The organism is Apilactobacillus kunkeei DSM 12361 = ATCC 700308 (assembly GCF_001281265.1).
Classification (GTDB): domain Bacteria; phylum Bacillota; class Bacilli; order Lactobacillales; family Lactobacillaceae; genus Apilactobacillus; species Apilactobacillus kunkeei.
Map to the genome: position 1 here is coordinate 112,845 of NZ_JXDB01000007.1, position 16,017 is coordinate 128,861.

A 16,017-nucleotide genomic window follows, 5' to 3' on the forward strand; every position below is an offset into this window, starting at 1 on the left:
TGTACAAAAAAAGAGCAACGCATAAGCGTTACTCTTCATTTTAGATATAAATTTTATCTTAACGACGACGTGCTTCTTTAATACGAGCAGCCTTACCATGACGTTCGCGTAAGTAGTATAGCTTAGCACGACGTACGGCACCACGACGAGTTACTTCTAACTTAGCAACACGTGGTGAGTGTAGTGGGAAGATACGTTCAACACCTACACCTGAAGTAATCTTACGAACAGTGTAAGTAGCTTGGATACCTGTACCGTGGCGTTTGATAACAACACCTTCGAATACTTGGATACGTTCGTTGCTACCTTCAACAACCTTTACAGATACCTTAACAGTATCTCCGGCTCTAAATTCTGGAACATCACTCTTTAGTTGTTCCGCGTTAATCTTTGAGATTAATTCGTTTTGACGCATAATATAACATCCTCCAACTAGCATTCTTGTCTTTACTTGTTGCAACAGCGGAATACCGTTTTTATTTAACTATAAAAATAGTCAACTAAAATACTAACATAACCGCAATTACTTGTAAAGATTATTTTATTCCTCTTCTATTTTTACTTCCGCTAACAATTTCTTTTGTAAATCAGTTAATTGACTGTAATCAATTAAGTCTGGGCGTCTAATGTAAGTCTTTCTTAGCGCCTCTTTTTCGCGCCATTCTTCAATCTTTTGGTGGTTACCACTAGTCAACACATCAGGTACTGTCATTCCCCTAAAATCTGCCGGTCTAGTGTATTGAGGATATTCTAGTAATCCACTTGAGAATGAATCACCTGGTGCTGATTCATCATTACCCAAAACATCAGATAATAATCGAGCAGTTGCATCAATCATCACCATTGCTGGTAGTTCTCCACCAGTTAAGACAAAGTCACCCAATGAGTATTCATCAGTAACTAATGTCTTAATTCTTTCGTCATATCCTTCATAGTGACCACAAATGAACGTTAAATGGTCTTCTTTAGATAGCTTTTCGGCCTCTTTTTGATCGAACTTCTTTCCTGCCGGATCCAATAGAATTACACGTCCCTTAGAAATGCCTTCCTTAGCAGCTTCTTCTTGGGTGTGAGTAAGTGCATCAAAAATAGGTTGAGCTTGTAGTAACATTCCCGCACCACCACCAAACGGGTAGTCATCAACGTTACCGTGCTTGTTGGTCGAAAAGTCTCTAAAGTTAGTGATATTAATATCTAATAATCCTTTATCCTTTGCTTTTCCAAGGATTGAATCACCCAAAGGGCCATCAAACATATCTGGAAACAAGCTTAAGATATCAATCTTCATCGTCGAGCCCCCTAGGAACATCCACAGTAATTATTTCATCGTCTAAATTAACATCTAAGATAACTGAATCAATCTTAGGTAATAATAAATCGGACTTGTTATCACGTGAGACAACCCAAACATCATTGGCACCTGGTGAAAGAATTTCCTTAACGGAACCAATCTTTTGTCCATCAGTATCTAAAACATCTAAACCAATGATTTGGTGATAGTAGTATTCGCCAGGTTGTAAGTCATCACTATCAAGTTGATCTTCAGCAATCTTTAATTCCGAAGGTTTTAAGTATTCAACATCATTGATAGTTGGCTTGTCTTTAAAGTGTAGCAAGATGAAGTTCTTATGAGTTCTAACACCATCGATCACTAACTTTTCACTCTTAGTATCATTTAAAAACGCATAAACTTCATTACCAACTTTAAAACGTTTTTCAGGGAAATCGGTAATAGACATTACACGAACTTCACCACGAAGTCCCTGAGTATTTACAATCTTTCCAATATTATAAAAGTTCATTATTCATTTCCCCTTTTATGTTAAAAAACTCTTAAACAAAACACCAAGGTTTCATTTAAGAGTTTTTATTCTTACTATCATCAATAATCAGTCTTACGCGCTTATCACCAGAAACACGAGCACTATAAACAATCGTACGAATTGTTTGTGCTACATGGCCCTTTTTACCGATAATTCTACCGACATCGGTAGGATTGGTAACAAGATGATATTCATAGAAACGATCCGATTCACTATGATCGATAGCAACATCCTCTGGATATTCCACCAGTGGTTTTACGATTTTTTTAATCAGCTCATCAAAATTAGTCATAACTCGATATCACTTATTTCTTAGAGTATTTAGCTTCATGATATTTCTTCATGATACCAGCATCAGATAGTAAGTTACGTACAGTATCTGAAGGTTGTGCACCCTTGTTTAACCATTCGAAGATATCTTCTTCTTCTAGTTTAACAGTACTTGGTTGAGTTAATGGATTGTAAGTACCAACAGTTTGGATGAAACGACCATCACGAGGGCTACGTGAATCAGCAACTACAACACGGTAGAAAGGACGCTTCTTTGAACCCATTCTCTTCAAACGAATTTTAACAGACATTAATAAACACCTCCTGTATTTCTTTTAACGATATTAAATATAACAGTTATTTAGATGCTTGTAAAGGTTTTTTTCTTTACACCATGATTTTTTTATTGAAAATCAGCTAAAAGAGCACTTTTTGCTAGTTGATCCATGTATTTTTCGTTATAAATAACAAAATTATGGACGCTTTGATAATCATCAAAATCAACTTTAACATTCTCAAATATCTGATTTCTAACTAACTCCTTGGCTAGATTAACATCATTAACTGACATCTTTGCCACAAATGGAGAGTCTTCATAAATCTCATCCCAAGAATTAGATAGTAATGCCTTTGCTCTTTTAATATTGACGTTATTATTAATCGCCATTTTTAATATATCCGGTTCTAACATTTTATCACATCCTAATTTGGTCTAAATATAAGACGTTGTCTTTTTGATTAAGTACTGATAAATCGTCGTAGTAGTCCAATAGAACCCAGGTAATATTCAAGTTTGATTGGTTCAAATATTCTTCACCCTTACCGTCGGTGAAAATAATGCATCCCTGCTTAGCCAATTTATGATTGTTGACATAGTCAACAATGCTTTGGTACTTGGTACCACCCTTTAATAACCGTTTATTGGATAACAGACTATCGCTAATCGTATGAACCTCAGCATCAAACGTATAGCAATTAACCTCAATATTTCGCATCGATTGAATTTCCTTAACGACACTAACCATATTGGTATATTGATCATCGCTGATTGAACCCGAACTATCAATAAAGACGTTTACATGTTCACTCTGACGTCCAATCCTTCCTGCAATATCCATGCGATATGGTTGTCTGCGGTTAAATCGGTTATATGTCTTCTTTGATCGATTACTCTTATTTCCAGTAAGTCTGCTTACGATTTGTCGTAAATTTATTCTAGGCATCATAACAGACTTAAGCTGCTTATTAACTGCCATTGAAAGTTCACCACGATATTGGCTATAAGCATCCCTTAATAGCTTATAGATTGTTTCTTTTCTTTGGTCATAGTCTTGATTACTGATATTGCCCTCATCATCAAAATATCGATGATCATCGACAATTCGAAGGTTATCATTATCTAATTTACCAACACCATCCTGTTTATCCTGACTAAACAAATCGTAAAGCTGTTTAGCGTATTGACTCGAATCCAGATTTGGTTTCATATCAAGATTATATTGGTAGTTAATCTTATCTAGCGTCCATCCCTTGGAATAAACATCGGTAACGTATTGGTTAACGGCCACATCGGAGGCCACGTCATTCAATTGACTGTGATTGACGTATCTGAGGGGATGCAACCACACGATATGCATGGCTAGATGCTCCAGGATTGCAACCAAATCATTATCATCTGCAACATCATCATTTAAATGAGTAGGATTATATGCCAATTCCAATTGGTTATTTGACCACTTCAATGCCAGAAATGAATCAATCGTATCATCTGCATTCCTGTTTAAATGGAGCAAAATTTCGCCATAGAAGCTCTTATTATGAATTAAGGATAAAATCCCTTTAGCAATAATTCCATCCATCTCAATTGGACTATTTTGCTTTGATTTTTTATGAATTAGGTCGTAAATATCACTATTAAGTGTCATATTAATCACCTGTATGCATTAAAACTGATTTTGGTTAACATATCATATAACTGCTTAGCAGCTAAACTGGTTTCGGCCATGTTGTAGATGTCATCGATTAACCCACTATCATTAATCAATATTCTAGCAATCGCGTATTGACCATCTGAACTTAATAAGTCGATAAACGTTGTTAAACGGTGGCAAGTGTCATCACTTAATGTTGATAATGCAGTTACGTATTCACTGACTAATGATTGCTTAGTAACCTCATCGTTAGAGGCTAGTTTATCAACGACATCTTGTAAGTCGCCATTTAAATCAATCTTATCATCGATAGATTGATGCATGAATTTAATAAAGGCTTCTGCAATGGATGGTCCTACATTTCCCGAGATGACCTCGCTTAAAATGTCTTCATCATAATCGTCGTTGTATTGATTAATGATGTTTGAAACACGGTGCCAAGATCTAGGCGTCGGTTTAATTTCATCATGGCCATAATCTAAAAATTCGGGATTGTCACTAATAAAATTAATGACTTGTTGGTTAACTTGGTTCTCTTTTGCCCACTTTAGCCAATCGTTTGCATCAGTTTGCATGTTCACGTGTACAGTTCTATCGGTGATAGCGTCGTCACTAGCATAGACATCATAATTAGAACTAATATCATCAGGGTTTTCAGCAATGATGATGTGGACTTGCTTTGGTAATACCACCGAATTAATGCGGCGTTGTAATACTAAATTCATTAGCTCACTTTGTACGTCAGAAGTTCCACGATTAAATTCATCTAAGAACCAATAGATTAGTTTGTACGGATTAGCCTCAGCATATTTAATAATTTCAATAATCGTGTGAGAGTAACCGAATTTAACATCTGCTAGTGTTCCATACTTGTCAGTTTCAATAAATGACTTGTCTGTTAATGGTGGCACAGGAATAGCTAAATCACCTTTTTCAGATAAACTCACAACTGTAGTAAATAATTTGGCGTGATTTTGCTCAGCTAATTGACTTACAAGTGCAGACTTCCCAATTCCAGCAAGACCAACGATATTTGCTACCGCACCACTTTTTTCAATCAAATCTACAGCTTGCATTGTTTTAATAAAACCTAATGCCATAAACATCCCTCCTAAAAAAGACACAACTACCCAGGGTAATTATGCCTTTTCCATTATTTGCGTTTTTTGTTACGTTTGTGCTTATTTTTATTCATTTTTTTGCTAATTTTTCTGCTCATGCGTTTCATTGCCATTTGTGAGATCTTGCCACCTAGGCCGCCACCCATTCCTGGCATTGAAGGCATTCCGTCCATGCCCATGTTACCCATCATTTGTTCCATACCAGACATATTACCCTTAGACATCTTATTCATCATGTCTTTCATTTGATTAAATTGTTTAATCATACGGTTAACTTCTTGAATTGGACGTCCACATCCACGTGAGATACGACGTCTTCTTGATGGATTTAATAAATCAGGATTATTACGTTCTTCATAAGTCATTGAATAGATAATTGCCTTGATGTGTTCTAAATCCTTAGGATCCATGTTCACGTTCTTCAAGGCAGGATTATTAGCCATCCCTGGAATCATCTTCATGATTTCATCCAAAGGACCCATCTTTTGAATTTGTTCTAGTTGGTCTAGGAAATCTTCAAATCCAAAAGTATTGTTTTGCATCTTTTCGGCTAATTCTTTGGCTTGCTTTTCATCATAATCATTTTGAGTCTTTTCGATTAACGATAGAATGTCACCCATTCCAAGAATACGAGAAGCCATACGGTCTGGATGGAAGACATCAAGTGCTTCCATCTTTTCACCTTGTCCCACAAACTTAATTGGTTTTTGGGTTACTTCACGAATTGAAAGGGCAGCCCCACCACGAGTGTCACCATCTAACTTAGTTAAAACAACACCGGTAATATCTAGTGCATCGTTAAAGCCTTCTGCGGTATTAACGGCATTTTGACCAGTCATTGCATCAACAACCAATAGGATTTCATCAGGATGAGTCAATTCCTTAATGTTCTTTAATTCGTCCATTAAGGCTTCATCGATTTGTAGACGACCAGCAGTATCGATTAATACGTAGTCATTATGGTCTTCTTTGGCCTTTGCCATCCCATTTCTAACAATTTCAACTGGATCGACATCAGTGCCTTGTTGGAAAACAGGAACATCAATTTGTTTCCCAACTGTTTCCAATTGGTCGATGGCAGCTGGACGGTAAACGTCGGCTGCGATTAGTAATGGACGAGCATTTTCTTCTTTTTTAAGTTTTAAAGCTAATTTACCAACAGTGGTAGTTTTACCTGCCCCTTGTAAACCAGCCATCATGATAACAGTTGGAATCTTTTCAGATTTGTTCAATGGGACTGCTTCTTCACCCATTGTCTTTGTTAATTCTTCATTAACAATCTTTACGATTTGTTGAGCTGGATTCAATCCTTCCAATACTTCCGCTCCACGAGAACGTTCTTGGACACGCTTAACAAAATTTCTTACAACTGTGAAGTTAACATCGGCTTCAAGTAAAGCAAGTCTAATTTCACGCATAGTTTCTCTTAAGTCAGCTTCAGAAACTTTACCTTTACCACGTAAATTACGCATTGCTTTTTGAAGACGTTCTGTTAATCCTTCAAATGCCATTTATTTCACCACTTTCATTTTTCTTCAGTTACTTCTAAATCATCAACTAATTGATTTAGTTTATCGTCATTTGGATAGTTATCCTTAACGTAATTTCTAATTGCATCAGTTTGATCATTTCTTTTCACAAAATCTGCATACAAGTGAAGTTGTGCTTCATATTTTTCCAGAATTACTTCTGTTCTTCTTATGTTATCATACACAGCCTGTCTACTGACATTAAACTCTTCAGAAATTTCTCCCAATGAGTAATCGTCAGCATAATAAAGTTGAATATAACTATCTTGCTTATTTGTTAATAATGGACGATAAAATTCGAATAAAGAATTAATTCGATAATTTTTTTCCATTTCCAATTAAATCAAGTCCTTTCAGTTCAGACTATTTAATTAGACCCTTAAATAATCCATATACAAAATCATTTGCGTTAAATTCTCTTAAATCTTCTACCTTTTCACCTAAACCAACGTACTTAACTGGAACATGAAGTTCATTTCTAATTGCTAAAACAATTCCACCTTTGGCAGTACCATCTAGTTTAGTTAACACGATACCAGAAACATTGGTGGTTTCCTTGAATAGCTTAGCTTGGTTTAAGGCGTTTTGACCTGTGGTTGAATCTAGAACTAATAAGACTTCATGAGGAGCGTCTGGAATTTCTCTAGTTAAGACCTTCTTCATCTTAGCAAGTTCGTTCATTAAATTAACCTTGTTTTGAAGTCTACCAGCAGTATCTACGAATAAAATATCATAGTTTTCATCTTTAGCCTTATGAACTGCTTCATAAACAACTGCAGATGGGTCGCTTTGTTCAGGCTTCTTGACGATATCAACACCATCACGTTTTGCCCATTCATCTAATTGTTGAATAGCACCAGCTCTAAATGTATCTGCGGCAGCTAATAATACTTTCTTGCCTTGTTGCTTGTACATATTAGCCATCTTACCGATTGTAGTAGTCTTACCAACACCATTAACCCCAACGAATAAAATAACAGTTGGGCCTTGGCTAGCAAAATGAATTTCGGTATTTTCATCATTACCATTTTGATCATAGATATCAATCATCTTTTGAATGATAACGTTTTGAACATCATCTTTACTCTTGGAATTTTGTAACTTAACTTCATCCCTTAATTGGTCTGTTAAGCTAACAGCCATATCAAATCCAACGTCTGATTCAATTAGAGTATCTTCTAGGTCTTCGAAGAAGTCTTCATCAACACTTCTGAAGTTAGCAAACAAACGGTTCAAACGTTCCCCAAATGTACTTCTGGATTTTTCTAGTCCTTCAGTAAACTTAGTTTGATCATCTTCAACAGACTTTTCAGCAGATGGTTGTTTCTCAACAGTTTGTTCTTCAACTTTTTCTTCGTCAGCGTTGTCATCAACGTCTGATTCTTTTGAATCTTCTTCTTGGTCAGATGGTTCTTGTTCTTTTTCACTAGTTACAGTTGCTTGTTCACTAACTTGGTCAACTTTATCATCTGTTTTTTGTCCATCATCAACAGCAGCAGTTTCATCGCTTTTTACTTCTTCAACTTTACTATTGTTTTTTTCTTCTTCGTTATTACGCTTTTTAAAAATATCAAATAATCCCATAGCTTATTCCTCCGCGGCATTAAATTTGTTTAGGTTAGCTGTAACCACTTTAGAAACTCCGGAATTTTGCATGGTAACTCCATACAATGTATCGGCATAAACCATTGTTTCTTTTCTATGCGTGATAACGATAAATTGCGTTCCATCGTCTAGTTTAGTCATGTATCGGGCGTATCTATCGACGTTTTCTGCATCCAATGCGGATTCAGCTTCATCCAAGATACTGAAAGGTACCGGCTTAACTTTTAACACGGCGAAAAGTAATGCAATGGCTGTTAATGCTTTTTCTCCCCCTGATAATAAAGACATATGACGGTACTTCTTACCAGGTGGTTGTGCCATAATTTCAATTCCAGTAGTTAACAAATCATTCGGATCTGTAAGTAATAATTTTGCTTTTCCACCACCAAAAATTTCGTTATAAACTTTTGAGAATTGGGTAGCAATTGAATCGAAAGTATCCTTAAATTTCTTTTCAACAGTAACATCAATCTTGTTCATGGTATCAGTTAGTTGTTGGCTAGAATTCTTCAAATCATCTGATTGTTGTACTAGAAATTCGTATCGTTTTGATACTTCCTTGTACTCATCAATTGCGGATACATTGACAACTCCTAGATGGTCGATTGAACGACGTAAATCGTCGATATGAGCCTTAATATTATCGATGGTATCGTCGACAACAATATCATCAATTTCATTTAGGTTAACCTCATACTTACCAATTAGTTGTTGTTTTAGACTAGCAAGTTGCTTTTCCAATTGATCAAACTTGTTAGTTTGTTTATTTAGATAATTTTGTTGGTTAACAGAGTCCATTGTTTGCTTATCAATTTGGTCTTCAATTTCTTTGATTTCAGCTTGATGCTCATCAATGGATTCTTTGCATTCTTGTAGATTACTTTGGATAACCTGGATTTGTTGGTTAACTAACTTAATTTCGTCATCTTGGTTTACTGAAAGCATATTATTACTAATTGCTTCATTTAACTCATCAATGTTGTCTTTTTCGTCATCAATATCAGCATCTAATCGATCAAAATCTTCAATTAGGTTTGCCTTTTGGTCACGGAAATTGGATAGTTTTTCCTTCAATACAATCAATTTTTCACGCGTTGACTGTACCTTTGAAGAGTTATTATCCTTCATTGATTCCAAAGTTTCAATCTTTTCTTGAATATCTTTTGATTTAGTTTGATTATTTACCAAATCAACATTCAATTGTTCTTTTAGTTTCTTGTTTTGACGTTGTTTTTCATCAATATCATCGTCAAACAATCCACCATTAGACATTCTGATTGCCTTTAGTTCACGTTGCTTTCTAACTAAGGATTCCTTAGCAAAGGTCAATTTGTTATTGATTGAGTCTAGTTGACCATCGTATTTACGCTTATTGTCATAGAAAGAGTCAGATTTAGCATTTAACTCTTTTAGTTGATCTTGTAATTCAACCAGCTTAGCCTCAGTCTGCTTGGCAACCTCTTGGCTTTCCTTAAATTGCTTTTCTAACTCTTCTAACTTATTCTTTTGGGTCAAGACACCATCATATTGACGTTTGTTAGAACCACCGGTGATTGAACCACCAGCATTAACGATTTCACCACTTAGGGTCACAATTCGGTTAGAATGTCTAATCTTGTTACCAATATCGGTAGCAGTATGTAAATCATTAACGATTAAAACATTACCTAACAAATGACTAGTAACTGATTTAAGTTTGTCATTAATTTGGACCAATTCGTTGGCCACACCAATGAATCCATCGCTATTTTGACAGGTACTTAAAACGTTATTGTTAACGCTGCGTTGTGAAATTTCATTAACGGGCAAGAAAGTAGCTCTTCCCAAACGATTATCGTTTAAAAACTTAACCGCTTGTCTAGCTGAAGAATTGTTAGTGACCACAATTTGTTGTAATTGATTACCTAAAGCAGTTTCAATTGCTGTGGTATATTCAGCAGGTACTTTGATAAAGTCGGATACTGAACCCAATACACCATTAAGATGTTTTTTATTATTTAAGACACTTTGGGCACCACGATAAAAATTACTATGATCGTTTTGCAAATTATTCAAACTATTATATTTAATTTTAAGGTTTTGCGTATCTTCTAATTGTTTGTACCAAATGGCTTGTTGATTATCTACTTGTTTTTTTAGACCGTTCACCTGAGCTTGATAGTCGTTAAAATCGCTTTGCACCTTTTGAACTTCTTCATTCTTCTTGTTATAAGCCTGATTTAACTCTTTGACTGATTGTTCTAATTGATTGATTTCATTGTTTACTCCAGAAATCTTTTGACGATTGGAGTCATTTTGTACATCAGCTTGCTTTTGGGTCTTTTCTAAGTAAGTAGATTCATTGTTAACATTAGCAATTTTTTGCATAATCGCTAAATATTCACCACGAACATCCTCATACTCTTCCTTTTTATCAGCAATCATTTGGTCAATCTTATCCTCATCAATTTCTTCAAGATATTGTTTATGCTTATCAATTTCTTGATTTAACTTGTCGATTTCAGAGTTGATTTCTTTTTCTTTTGTTTGTAAATCAGCAACTTGTGAATTTAACTTTTCTAGGTTGGCTTTATGTTCCTTCAAACTAGTCTTTTTAAATTCAATTTCTTGCTTGGAAAGATTTTGTTGACCTGATAATTGCTCAATCTTCTTAGAGTAGTTCAACAGATTATCTTGTTGTTCTTCCTTCTTTGTTAGAAGAACCTCAAGTTGTTCATTTAATGACTTCTTTTGACTGGTAAGCTCATTTAAGTGTTTGTTAATATCTTCGGCGTTTTGCTTTTCCTCAGCAATAATCGTCTTGGTGTTATTCCAATCAGCACCAACTTGATTTAATTCAAGTGCAATTCTTGAAACATCGTATTTTTTCAATTCTTTTTTCAAATCTAAATACTTAATTGCCGTTTCACTTTGCTCTTTTAATTGGTCATTTCGATCTTTAAGTTCGAAAATAATGTCTTCAACTCTATCAAGATTTTCATGAGTTTGTTGAAGCTTTAAGTTGGCATCATGCTTTTGTTGTTTATACTTGTAAACACCAGCTGCTGTTTCAATAATAGAACGACGATCTTCAGGCTTACTGTTAAAGATATCTTCAACGCTACCTTGAGAAATGATTGAAAATGAACCAATTCCCATCCCTGTGTCCATAAATAGATTATTGATATCCTTCAATCGGCATTCAGAATTATTAATTAAGTATTGGCTTTCACCGCTACGATACAAGCGTCTTGTAATAATAATTTCTGAATATGAACTATTAATGTATTGGTCGGTATTGTCCAAGGTTAACTTAACTTCGGCACGATTGACCGGTTTATGAGTACTAGAACCAGAAAAAATAACGTCGGACATCTTTGAACCACGTAAAGTCTTAGAAGATTGTTCACCGAGTACCCATCTGATAGCTTCAATAACATTACTTTTACCACTACCATTAGGACCAACAATCGCAGTTAAACCATCTGTAAAGTTAATGGTTGTTTTGTTTGCAAAGGATTTAAATCCAGCAATCTCTAATGATTTTAACTTCAAAGTGATTTCCCCATCCTGTTTTTATTCTGTAAGGTTTTTAATTGCCTTCTTAGCAGCACCTTGTTCTGCATTCTTCTTGGAGTGACCTAGGCCAATACCTTTTTCAACACCATCGATGGTAACGGATACCTTAAAACGACGGTCGTTTTCCGGACCATTTTCGTCTAATAAGTGATATTCAATATCAACTGGTCCATTTGATTGTGCTAATTCTTGTAATTCAGTTTTGTGATCAAAGAATTCGTCGAACCATCCCTCGTCTAATTTAGGGAAAATTACTTGATGACAAAACTTAACTACAGGTTCCATTCCTTGGTCAAGATATACTGCCCCAATGAATGATTCAAAAATATCACATAATAGTGAATCTCTAGTTCTAGCTTGAGCTTTTTCTTCACCCTTACCTAAACGAATGTACTTATCAAATTCACATTCTCTAGCAAAACTGCTAAAGCTGTGTTCATTTACCATTGCGGCTCTTAATCTAGTTAAACGGCCTTGTGGTAAATTTGGATAACGTTTGTAAATGTATTCTGATACTACTAGTTCGTAAACAGCATCACCCAAAAATTCAATTCGTTCATAAAATTTCAAATTCTTACCTGGATGTTCATTAACGTATGAAGCTTGAGTAAAGGCTTCATCTAATAATGATTCATCCTTGAACTTAATGTTAAATCGTTTTTCTAATAAATCATCAAATTCTTTTTCCAAGTCTTTCCCTCCAGTGAATAATACAACAAAAGACGATTACTATTGAGTAATCGCCTTTTTAATTATTTGTTATCAGCGTTAGACATAACGTAGTCTACAGCTTCATCAATAGTCTTAATGTTTTCTGCATCTTCATCTGAGATATCAGTACCAAAAGTACTTTCTAGAGATAATACAAACTCAACAAAATCAATTGAATCAGCGTCTAAATCGTTTTGAAAGTTTAAATCACCTTTAATGGTATCTCTATCAATACTGAATTGATCAGCAACCATATCAGCAATTTTGTTAAATACTTCTTCTTTTGTCATAATCTATCTCCTTAAAATCGTAATTGATAATTCTAATTATAACAGATTTTTAGTTATTTTTGGCGTTTTGTTTGATTTGTTGCATATCATCAGCATGCTTATCAAAATATTCAACAACGTCATCAATAGTCTTATTATCAATCATTGTCTTAATTTGGAAAATAGTGTTCTTGATTGTAACAGCTTCACTACTACCGTGAGCCTTAACAACAGGAGCCTTAGTACCCATTAATACGGCACCACCATATTGTGAGTAATCCATTTCCTTAGCAATCTTCTTGAATGTTGGCTTAAGCATTAAAGCACCAACTTTTGACTTAACGCCACCGGACATGATTTCACCCTTGATTAGAGTAAGTAATGAAAGTGCAGTTCCTTCGATTGCCTTTAATGCGGCGTTACCAGTAAAACCATCAGTAACAACAACATCAGCAGCACCATTTAATAATTCACGTGATTCAACGTTACCAATGAAGTTTAGGTTTTCATCCTTAGATAGCATTTCGTTAGCTGCCTTATGTAGTGAGTCACCTTTATCTGCTTCAGTACCGTTGTTTAATAGACCGATACGTGGGTTTTCAATATGTCTAACAGTTTCAGCATAGTACTTACCCATGAATGCGTATTGGTATAAGTTGAATAGTTTTGATTCAGCATTAGCTCCAACATCTAGCATAACAAAGTTATCATGGTCTTCATCATTTACGATTGGTAAAGTAGTTGCAAGACCTGGACGATCAATTCCTTTAATTCTACCAATAATGAATAGACCAGCAGCTAGAATAGCACCAGTGTTACCAGCTGAGAAGAATGCGTCTGCTTCTTTATCTTTAACAGCTTGAGCAGCCATGTCTAGACTTGAGTTTTTCTTCTTCATAACAGCCTTAACAGGTTCTTCACCCATTTCGATAATTTCGTCAGATTGAACTAGTTCAATTCTTTCTTCGTTTTGAATTAATGGTTTAACTTTATCGATTTGACCGAATAACTTGAATTCAATATCAGGATATTGGTCTCTTGCCATTTCTACCCCTTTAACAACTTCTAATGGGGCGTTGTCTCCACCCATGGCATCAATTGCGATTTTCATTTATAAAACTCCTTTAATCAAACATTTTCTTATTATTTTTTTGGTGAACGTAACTATATAATTTACTATACATTGGATTGTTTTGCCAATCATTTGTACTTACAATCTGAATTGCCTCTTGTTGTGCAACACTTAGCATCGTTAAATCTGCAACCGGATCTCCTACCTTAAAATCAGGAAGACCAGATTGTGCTTTCCCCATGATATCACCAGGTCCTCTAAGTTCTAGGTCCTTTTGCGATATAACGAAACCATCGTTACTTTCAACCATGACATTCATTCGTTTAACACCTGTCTCAGTTTTGGGATCAGATACTAATAAACAGTATGACTGACTACTTCCTCTTCCAACTCGACCTCGTAATTGATGTAACTGAGCCAATCCAAAATGATCAGCATTAAATACTATCATCATAGTGGCATTACTAACGTCCACACCTACTTCAATAACTGTCGTAGAGACCAAAATTTGAAACTCATTGTTTTTAAATTCTGTCATCACCAAATTTTTATCTTCATCTTTCATTCTACCATGAAGTAGACCAACTTTGAATTCTGGTTCGAACATATTCTTAAAATTGTCATAGATGTTGATGGCATTCTTCATATCGACAGCTTCTGATTCCTCAACCAATGGTGTTACCACGTAGATTTGTTCTCCGGCATTCAATCTTTCTTTGATAAAACCAACAGAATTCTTGAATTGACCTTCTTTGATCCACGCCGTTTTAACTGGTTGGCGACCATTAGGTAGTTCGTCAATAATTGAAACATCCATTTCGCCATATGAAGTAATGGCTAAAGTTCTAGGAATAGGCGTTGCCGTCATTGCTAAAACGTTTGTTCCATCGTTTTTCTGTCTTAACTTAGCACGTTGGTTTACACCAAAACGATGTTGTTCATCGATAATGGCTAAACCTAAATTCTTGTATTCAACGCTATCTTGAATCAAGGCATGGGTTCCAATAACCAAGTTAATTTCACCAGACTTAATTCTTGGTAAAAGTTCTTTTCTGGCAGCCGGTTTCGTATCACCAGTTAACAACGCAATATTCACTTTTGTATCTTTAAAGAGTGTTGCTAGTTTATTAGCATGTTGTTCAGCCAATATTTCAGTCGGTGCCATTAAGGCCGATTGATATCCGCCATCAATACATGCCAGGATTGCTAAAGAAGCCACAATTGTTTTACCAGAACCTACATCCCCTTGAAGCAAACGGTTCATCTGACGAGTCGATGATAAATCGTTTTGAATTTCATTTACCACACGCTGTTGTGCATTTGTTAATGAAAATGGAAGTTGGTTAATAAAAGCATCCATATCATCTTGGTTAAACTTAATGACTAAACCAGCATCCTTTTGTTCTTCACTTTTTAATGCTTGCAAACGCATTTGAAATAAGAAGAATTCATTAAACTTCGCTGTTCTTCTAGCTAGGTATGCATCCTTTGTATCATTGGGGAAATGCATATCATGAATAACTTGTTTTTGTGATTCCAGTTTATATTTTTCAATTATGTCTTCTGGAATGACATCATCAATTACATCCTTGTATTCATCAAACGCTAACTTCACCAAATCACTGATTGTCTTTTGACGAATATGCTTGTTAGCTGGATAAATTGGATTCATTTCATTACCATCAACCGAAGATAAAATCTTGATTCCAGACAATGACGCCTTGGCCTTATCAAAACGACCGTATATAAGAACTTCCTTTCCAACCGGAAGCTGTTTCTTTAACCATGGTTGATTAAAAAATGTAACCTTTACGACGTCGTTATCAACCAATAGTCTTATGTTCAATAGATTTCTTTTCCGACCGAAGTGTGCAACCACTGGATCGGCCGCAATCTTACCCTTAATCGTTACCTTTTCTTGGTCTTCAATTTGCGATAAGTCTTTGACTTGAAAATCATCGTATCTAAATGGGTAATATGTCAATAAATCATATATAGTATCAATACCCAATTCATCCAAAGCTTCGACCTTTTTAGGACCAACACCCTTTAAAACGGACACACTATCATTTAAATCTTTCAACATATCACCTCATTTTACTTATGTAATAAAAAAATCGGAGAAACC

At 35.3% G+C, this 16,017-nt stretch carries 16 protein-coding genes; all 16 read right to left on the reverse strand.

What is annotated here, in order from left to right; all coding sequences use genetic code 11:
• Positions 1-58: 58 nt before the first annotated feature.
• Positions 59-415, reverse strand: coding sequence for a 50S ribosomal protein L19 (gene rplS, locus RZ79_RS03385; protein ID WP_034531098.1), 357 nt, complete (start codon positions 413-415; stop codon positions 59-61).
• Positions 416-541: 126 nt separating this feature from the next.
• The gene (gene trmD, locus RZ79_RS03390; RefSeq protein ID WP_054449983.1) at positions 542-1,288 is read right to left on the reverse strand and encodes a tRNA (guanosine(37)-N1)-methyltransferase TrmD; all 747 of its coding nucleotides are present in this window, start codon (positions 1,286-1,288) and stop codon (positions 542-544) included.
• Positions 1,278-1,802 carry a ribosome maturation factor RimM gene (gene rimM, locus RZ79_RS03395; RefSeq protein ID WP_054449985.1) on the reverse strand — a complete coding sequence of 175 codons (525 nt, stop codon included), beginning with the start codon at positions 1,800-1,802 and terminating at the stop codon, positions 1,278-1,280. Before rimM ends, trmD begins: the two co-directional genes overlap by 11 nt.
• A 55-nt stretch (positions 1,803-1,857) precedes the next feature.
• Positions 1,858-2,115, reverse strand: coding sequence for a KH domain-containing protein (locus RZ79_RS03400; RefSeq protein WP_053795423.1), 258 nt, complete (start codon positions 2,113-2,115; stop codon positions 1,858-1,860).
• Between the two features lie 13 nt (positions 2,116-2,128).
• Positions 2,129-2,404 carry a 30S ribosomal protein S16 gene (gene rpsP / locus RZ79_RS03405; RefSeq protein ID WP_034531094.1) on the reverse strand — a complete coding sequence of 92 codons (276 nt, stop codon included), beginning with the start codon at positions 2,402-2,404 and terminating at the stop codon, positions 2,129-2,131.
• Between the two features lie 92 nt (positions 2,405-2,496).
• Entirely contained in the window at positions 2,497-2,784 is a 288-nt protein-coding gene (locus RZ79_RS03410) for a hypothetical protein (protein ID WP_054449987.1), read from the reverse strand.
• Positions 2,785-2,788: 4 nt separating this feature from the next.
• Positions 2,789-4,018, reverse strand: coding sequence for a DUF2201 family putative metallopeptidase (locus RZ79_RS03415; RefSeq protein WP_054449989.1), 1,230 nt, complete (start codon positions 4,016-4,018; stop codon positions 2,789-2,791).
• 5 nt (positions 4,019-4,023) lie between these two features.
• Complete coding sequence (locus RZ79_RS03420) at positions 4,024-5,124, reverse strand: ATP-binding protein (protein WP_054449991.1); 1,101 nt, start codon at positions 5,122-5,124, stop codon at positions 4,024-4,026.
• 53 nt (positions 5,125-5,177) lie between these two features.
• A complete protein-coding gene (gene ffh / locus RZ79_RS03425) occupies positions 5,178-6,656 on the reverse strand; it encodes a signal recognition particle protein (protein ID WP_054449993.1) in 1,479 nt (492 codons plus the stop codon).
• Positions 6,657-6,670: 14 nt separating this feature from the next.
• Positions 6,671-7,012: a putative DNA-binding protein gene (locus RZ79_RS03430; RefSeq protein WP_054449995.1), complete on the reverse strand. Its 342-nt coding sequence runs from the start codon at positions 7,010-7,012 to the stop codon at positions 6,671-6,673.
• Between the two features lie 25 nt (positions 7,013-7,037).
• Positions 7,038-8,258 (reverse strand): signal recognition particle-docking protein FtsY, encoded by a 1,221-nt coding sequence (gene ftsY, locus RZ79_RS03435; RefSeq protein ID WP_054449996.1) that lies wholly within the window; start codon positions 8,256-8,258, stop codon positions 7,038-7,040.
• Between the two features lie 3 nt (positions 8,259-8,261).
• Positions 8,262-11,813, reverse strand: coding sequence for a chromosome segregation protein SMC (gene smc / locus RZ79_RS03440; protein WP_054449998.1), 3,552 nt, complete (start codon positions 11,811-11,813; stop codon positions 8,262-8,264).
• A gap of 21 nt (positions 11,814-11,834) precedes the next feature.
• Positions 11,835-12,527 carry a ribonuclease III gene (gene rnc / locus RZ79_RS03445; RefSeq protein WP_054450000.1) on the reverse strand — a complete coding sequence of 231 codons (693 nt, stop codon included), beginning with the start codon at positions 12,525-12,527 and terminating at the stop codon, positions 11,835-11,837.
• Positions 12,528-12,589: 62 nt separating this feature from the next.
• On the reverse strand, positions 12,590-12,838 hold the full coding sequence (acpP, locus tag RZ79_RS03450; protein ID WP_034531085.1) for an acyl carrier protein: 249 nt from the start codon (positions 12,836-12,838) through the stop codon (positions 12,590-12,592).
• A 49-nt stretch (positions 12,839-12,887) separates the two neighbouring features.
• Entirely contained in the window at positions 12,888-13,928 is a 1,041-nt protein-coding gene (plsX, locus tag RZ79_RS03455; protein WP_034533528.1) for a phosphate acyltransferase PlsX, read from the reverse strand.
• Positions 13,929-13,941: 13 nt separating this feature from the next.
• Positions 13,942-15,975: an ATP-dependent DNA helicase RecG gene (gene recG, locus RZ79_RS03460; protein WP_054450002.1), complete on the reverse strand. Its 2,034-nt coding sequence runs from the start codon at positions 15,973-15,975 to the stop codon at positions 13,942-13,944.
• Between the last annotated feature and the right edge of the window lie 42 nt (positions 15,976-16,017).

Bases quoted from the DNA above. Each gene is read 5' to 3' on its own strand.
- rimM (WP_054449985.1), bottom strand. From the start codon at position 1,802: ATGAACTTTTATAATATTGGAAAGATTGTAAATACTCAGGGACTTCGT.
- plsX (WP_034533528.1), bottom strand. From the start codon at position 13,928: ATGAAAATCGCAATTGATGCCATGGGTGGAGACAACGCCCCATTAGAA.
- rpsP (WP_034531094.1), bottom strand. From the start codon at position 2,404: ATGTCTGTTAAAATTCGTTTGAAGAGAATGGGTTCAAAGAAGCGTCCT.
- RZ79_RS03410 (WP_054449987.1), bottom strand. From the start codon at position 2,784: ATGTTAGAACCGGATATATTAAAAATGGCGATTAATAATAACGTCAAT.
- ffh (WP_054449993.1), bottom strand. From the start codon at position 6,656: ATGGCATTTGAAGGATTAACAGAACGTCTTCAAAAAGCAATGCGTAAT.
- recG (WP_054450002.1), bottom strand. From the start codon at position 15,975: ATGTTGAAAGATTTAAATGATAGTGTGTCCGTTTTAAAGGGTGTTGGT.
- ftsY (WP_054449996.1), bottom strand. From the start codon at position 8,258: ATGGGATTATTTGATATTTTTAAAAAGCGTAATAACGAAGAAGAAAAA.
- trmD (WP_054449983.1), bottom strand. From the start codon at position 1,288: ATGAAGATTGATATCTTAAGCTTGTTTCCAGATATGTTTGATGGCCCT.
- RZ79_RS03415 (WP_054449989.1), bottom strand. From the start codon at position 4,018: ATGACACTTAATAGTGATATTTACGACCTAATTCATAAAAAATCAAAG.
- acpP (WP_034531085.1), bottom strand. From the start codon at position 12,838: ATGACAAAAGAAGAAGTATTTAACAAAATTGCTGATATGGTTGCTGAT.
- rplS (WP_034531098.1), bottom strand. From the start codon at position 415: ATGCGTCAAAACGAATTAATCTCAAAGATTAACGCGGAACAACTAAAG.
- RZ79_RS03400 (WP_053795423.1), bottom strand. From the start codon at position 2,115: ATGACTAATTTTGATGAGCTGATTAAAAAAATCGTAAAACCACTGGTG.
- RZ79_RS03420 (WP_054449991.1), bottom strand. From the start codon at position 5,124: ATGGCATTAGGTTTTATTAAAACAATGCAAGCTGTAGATTTGATTGAA.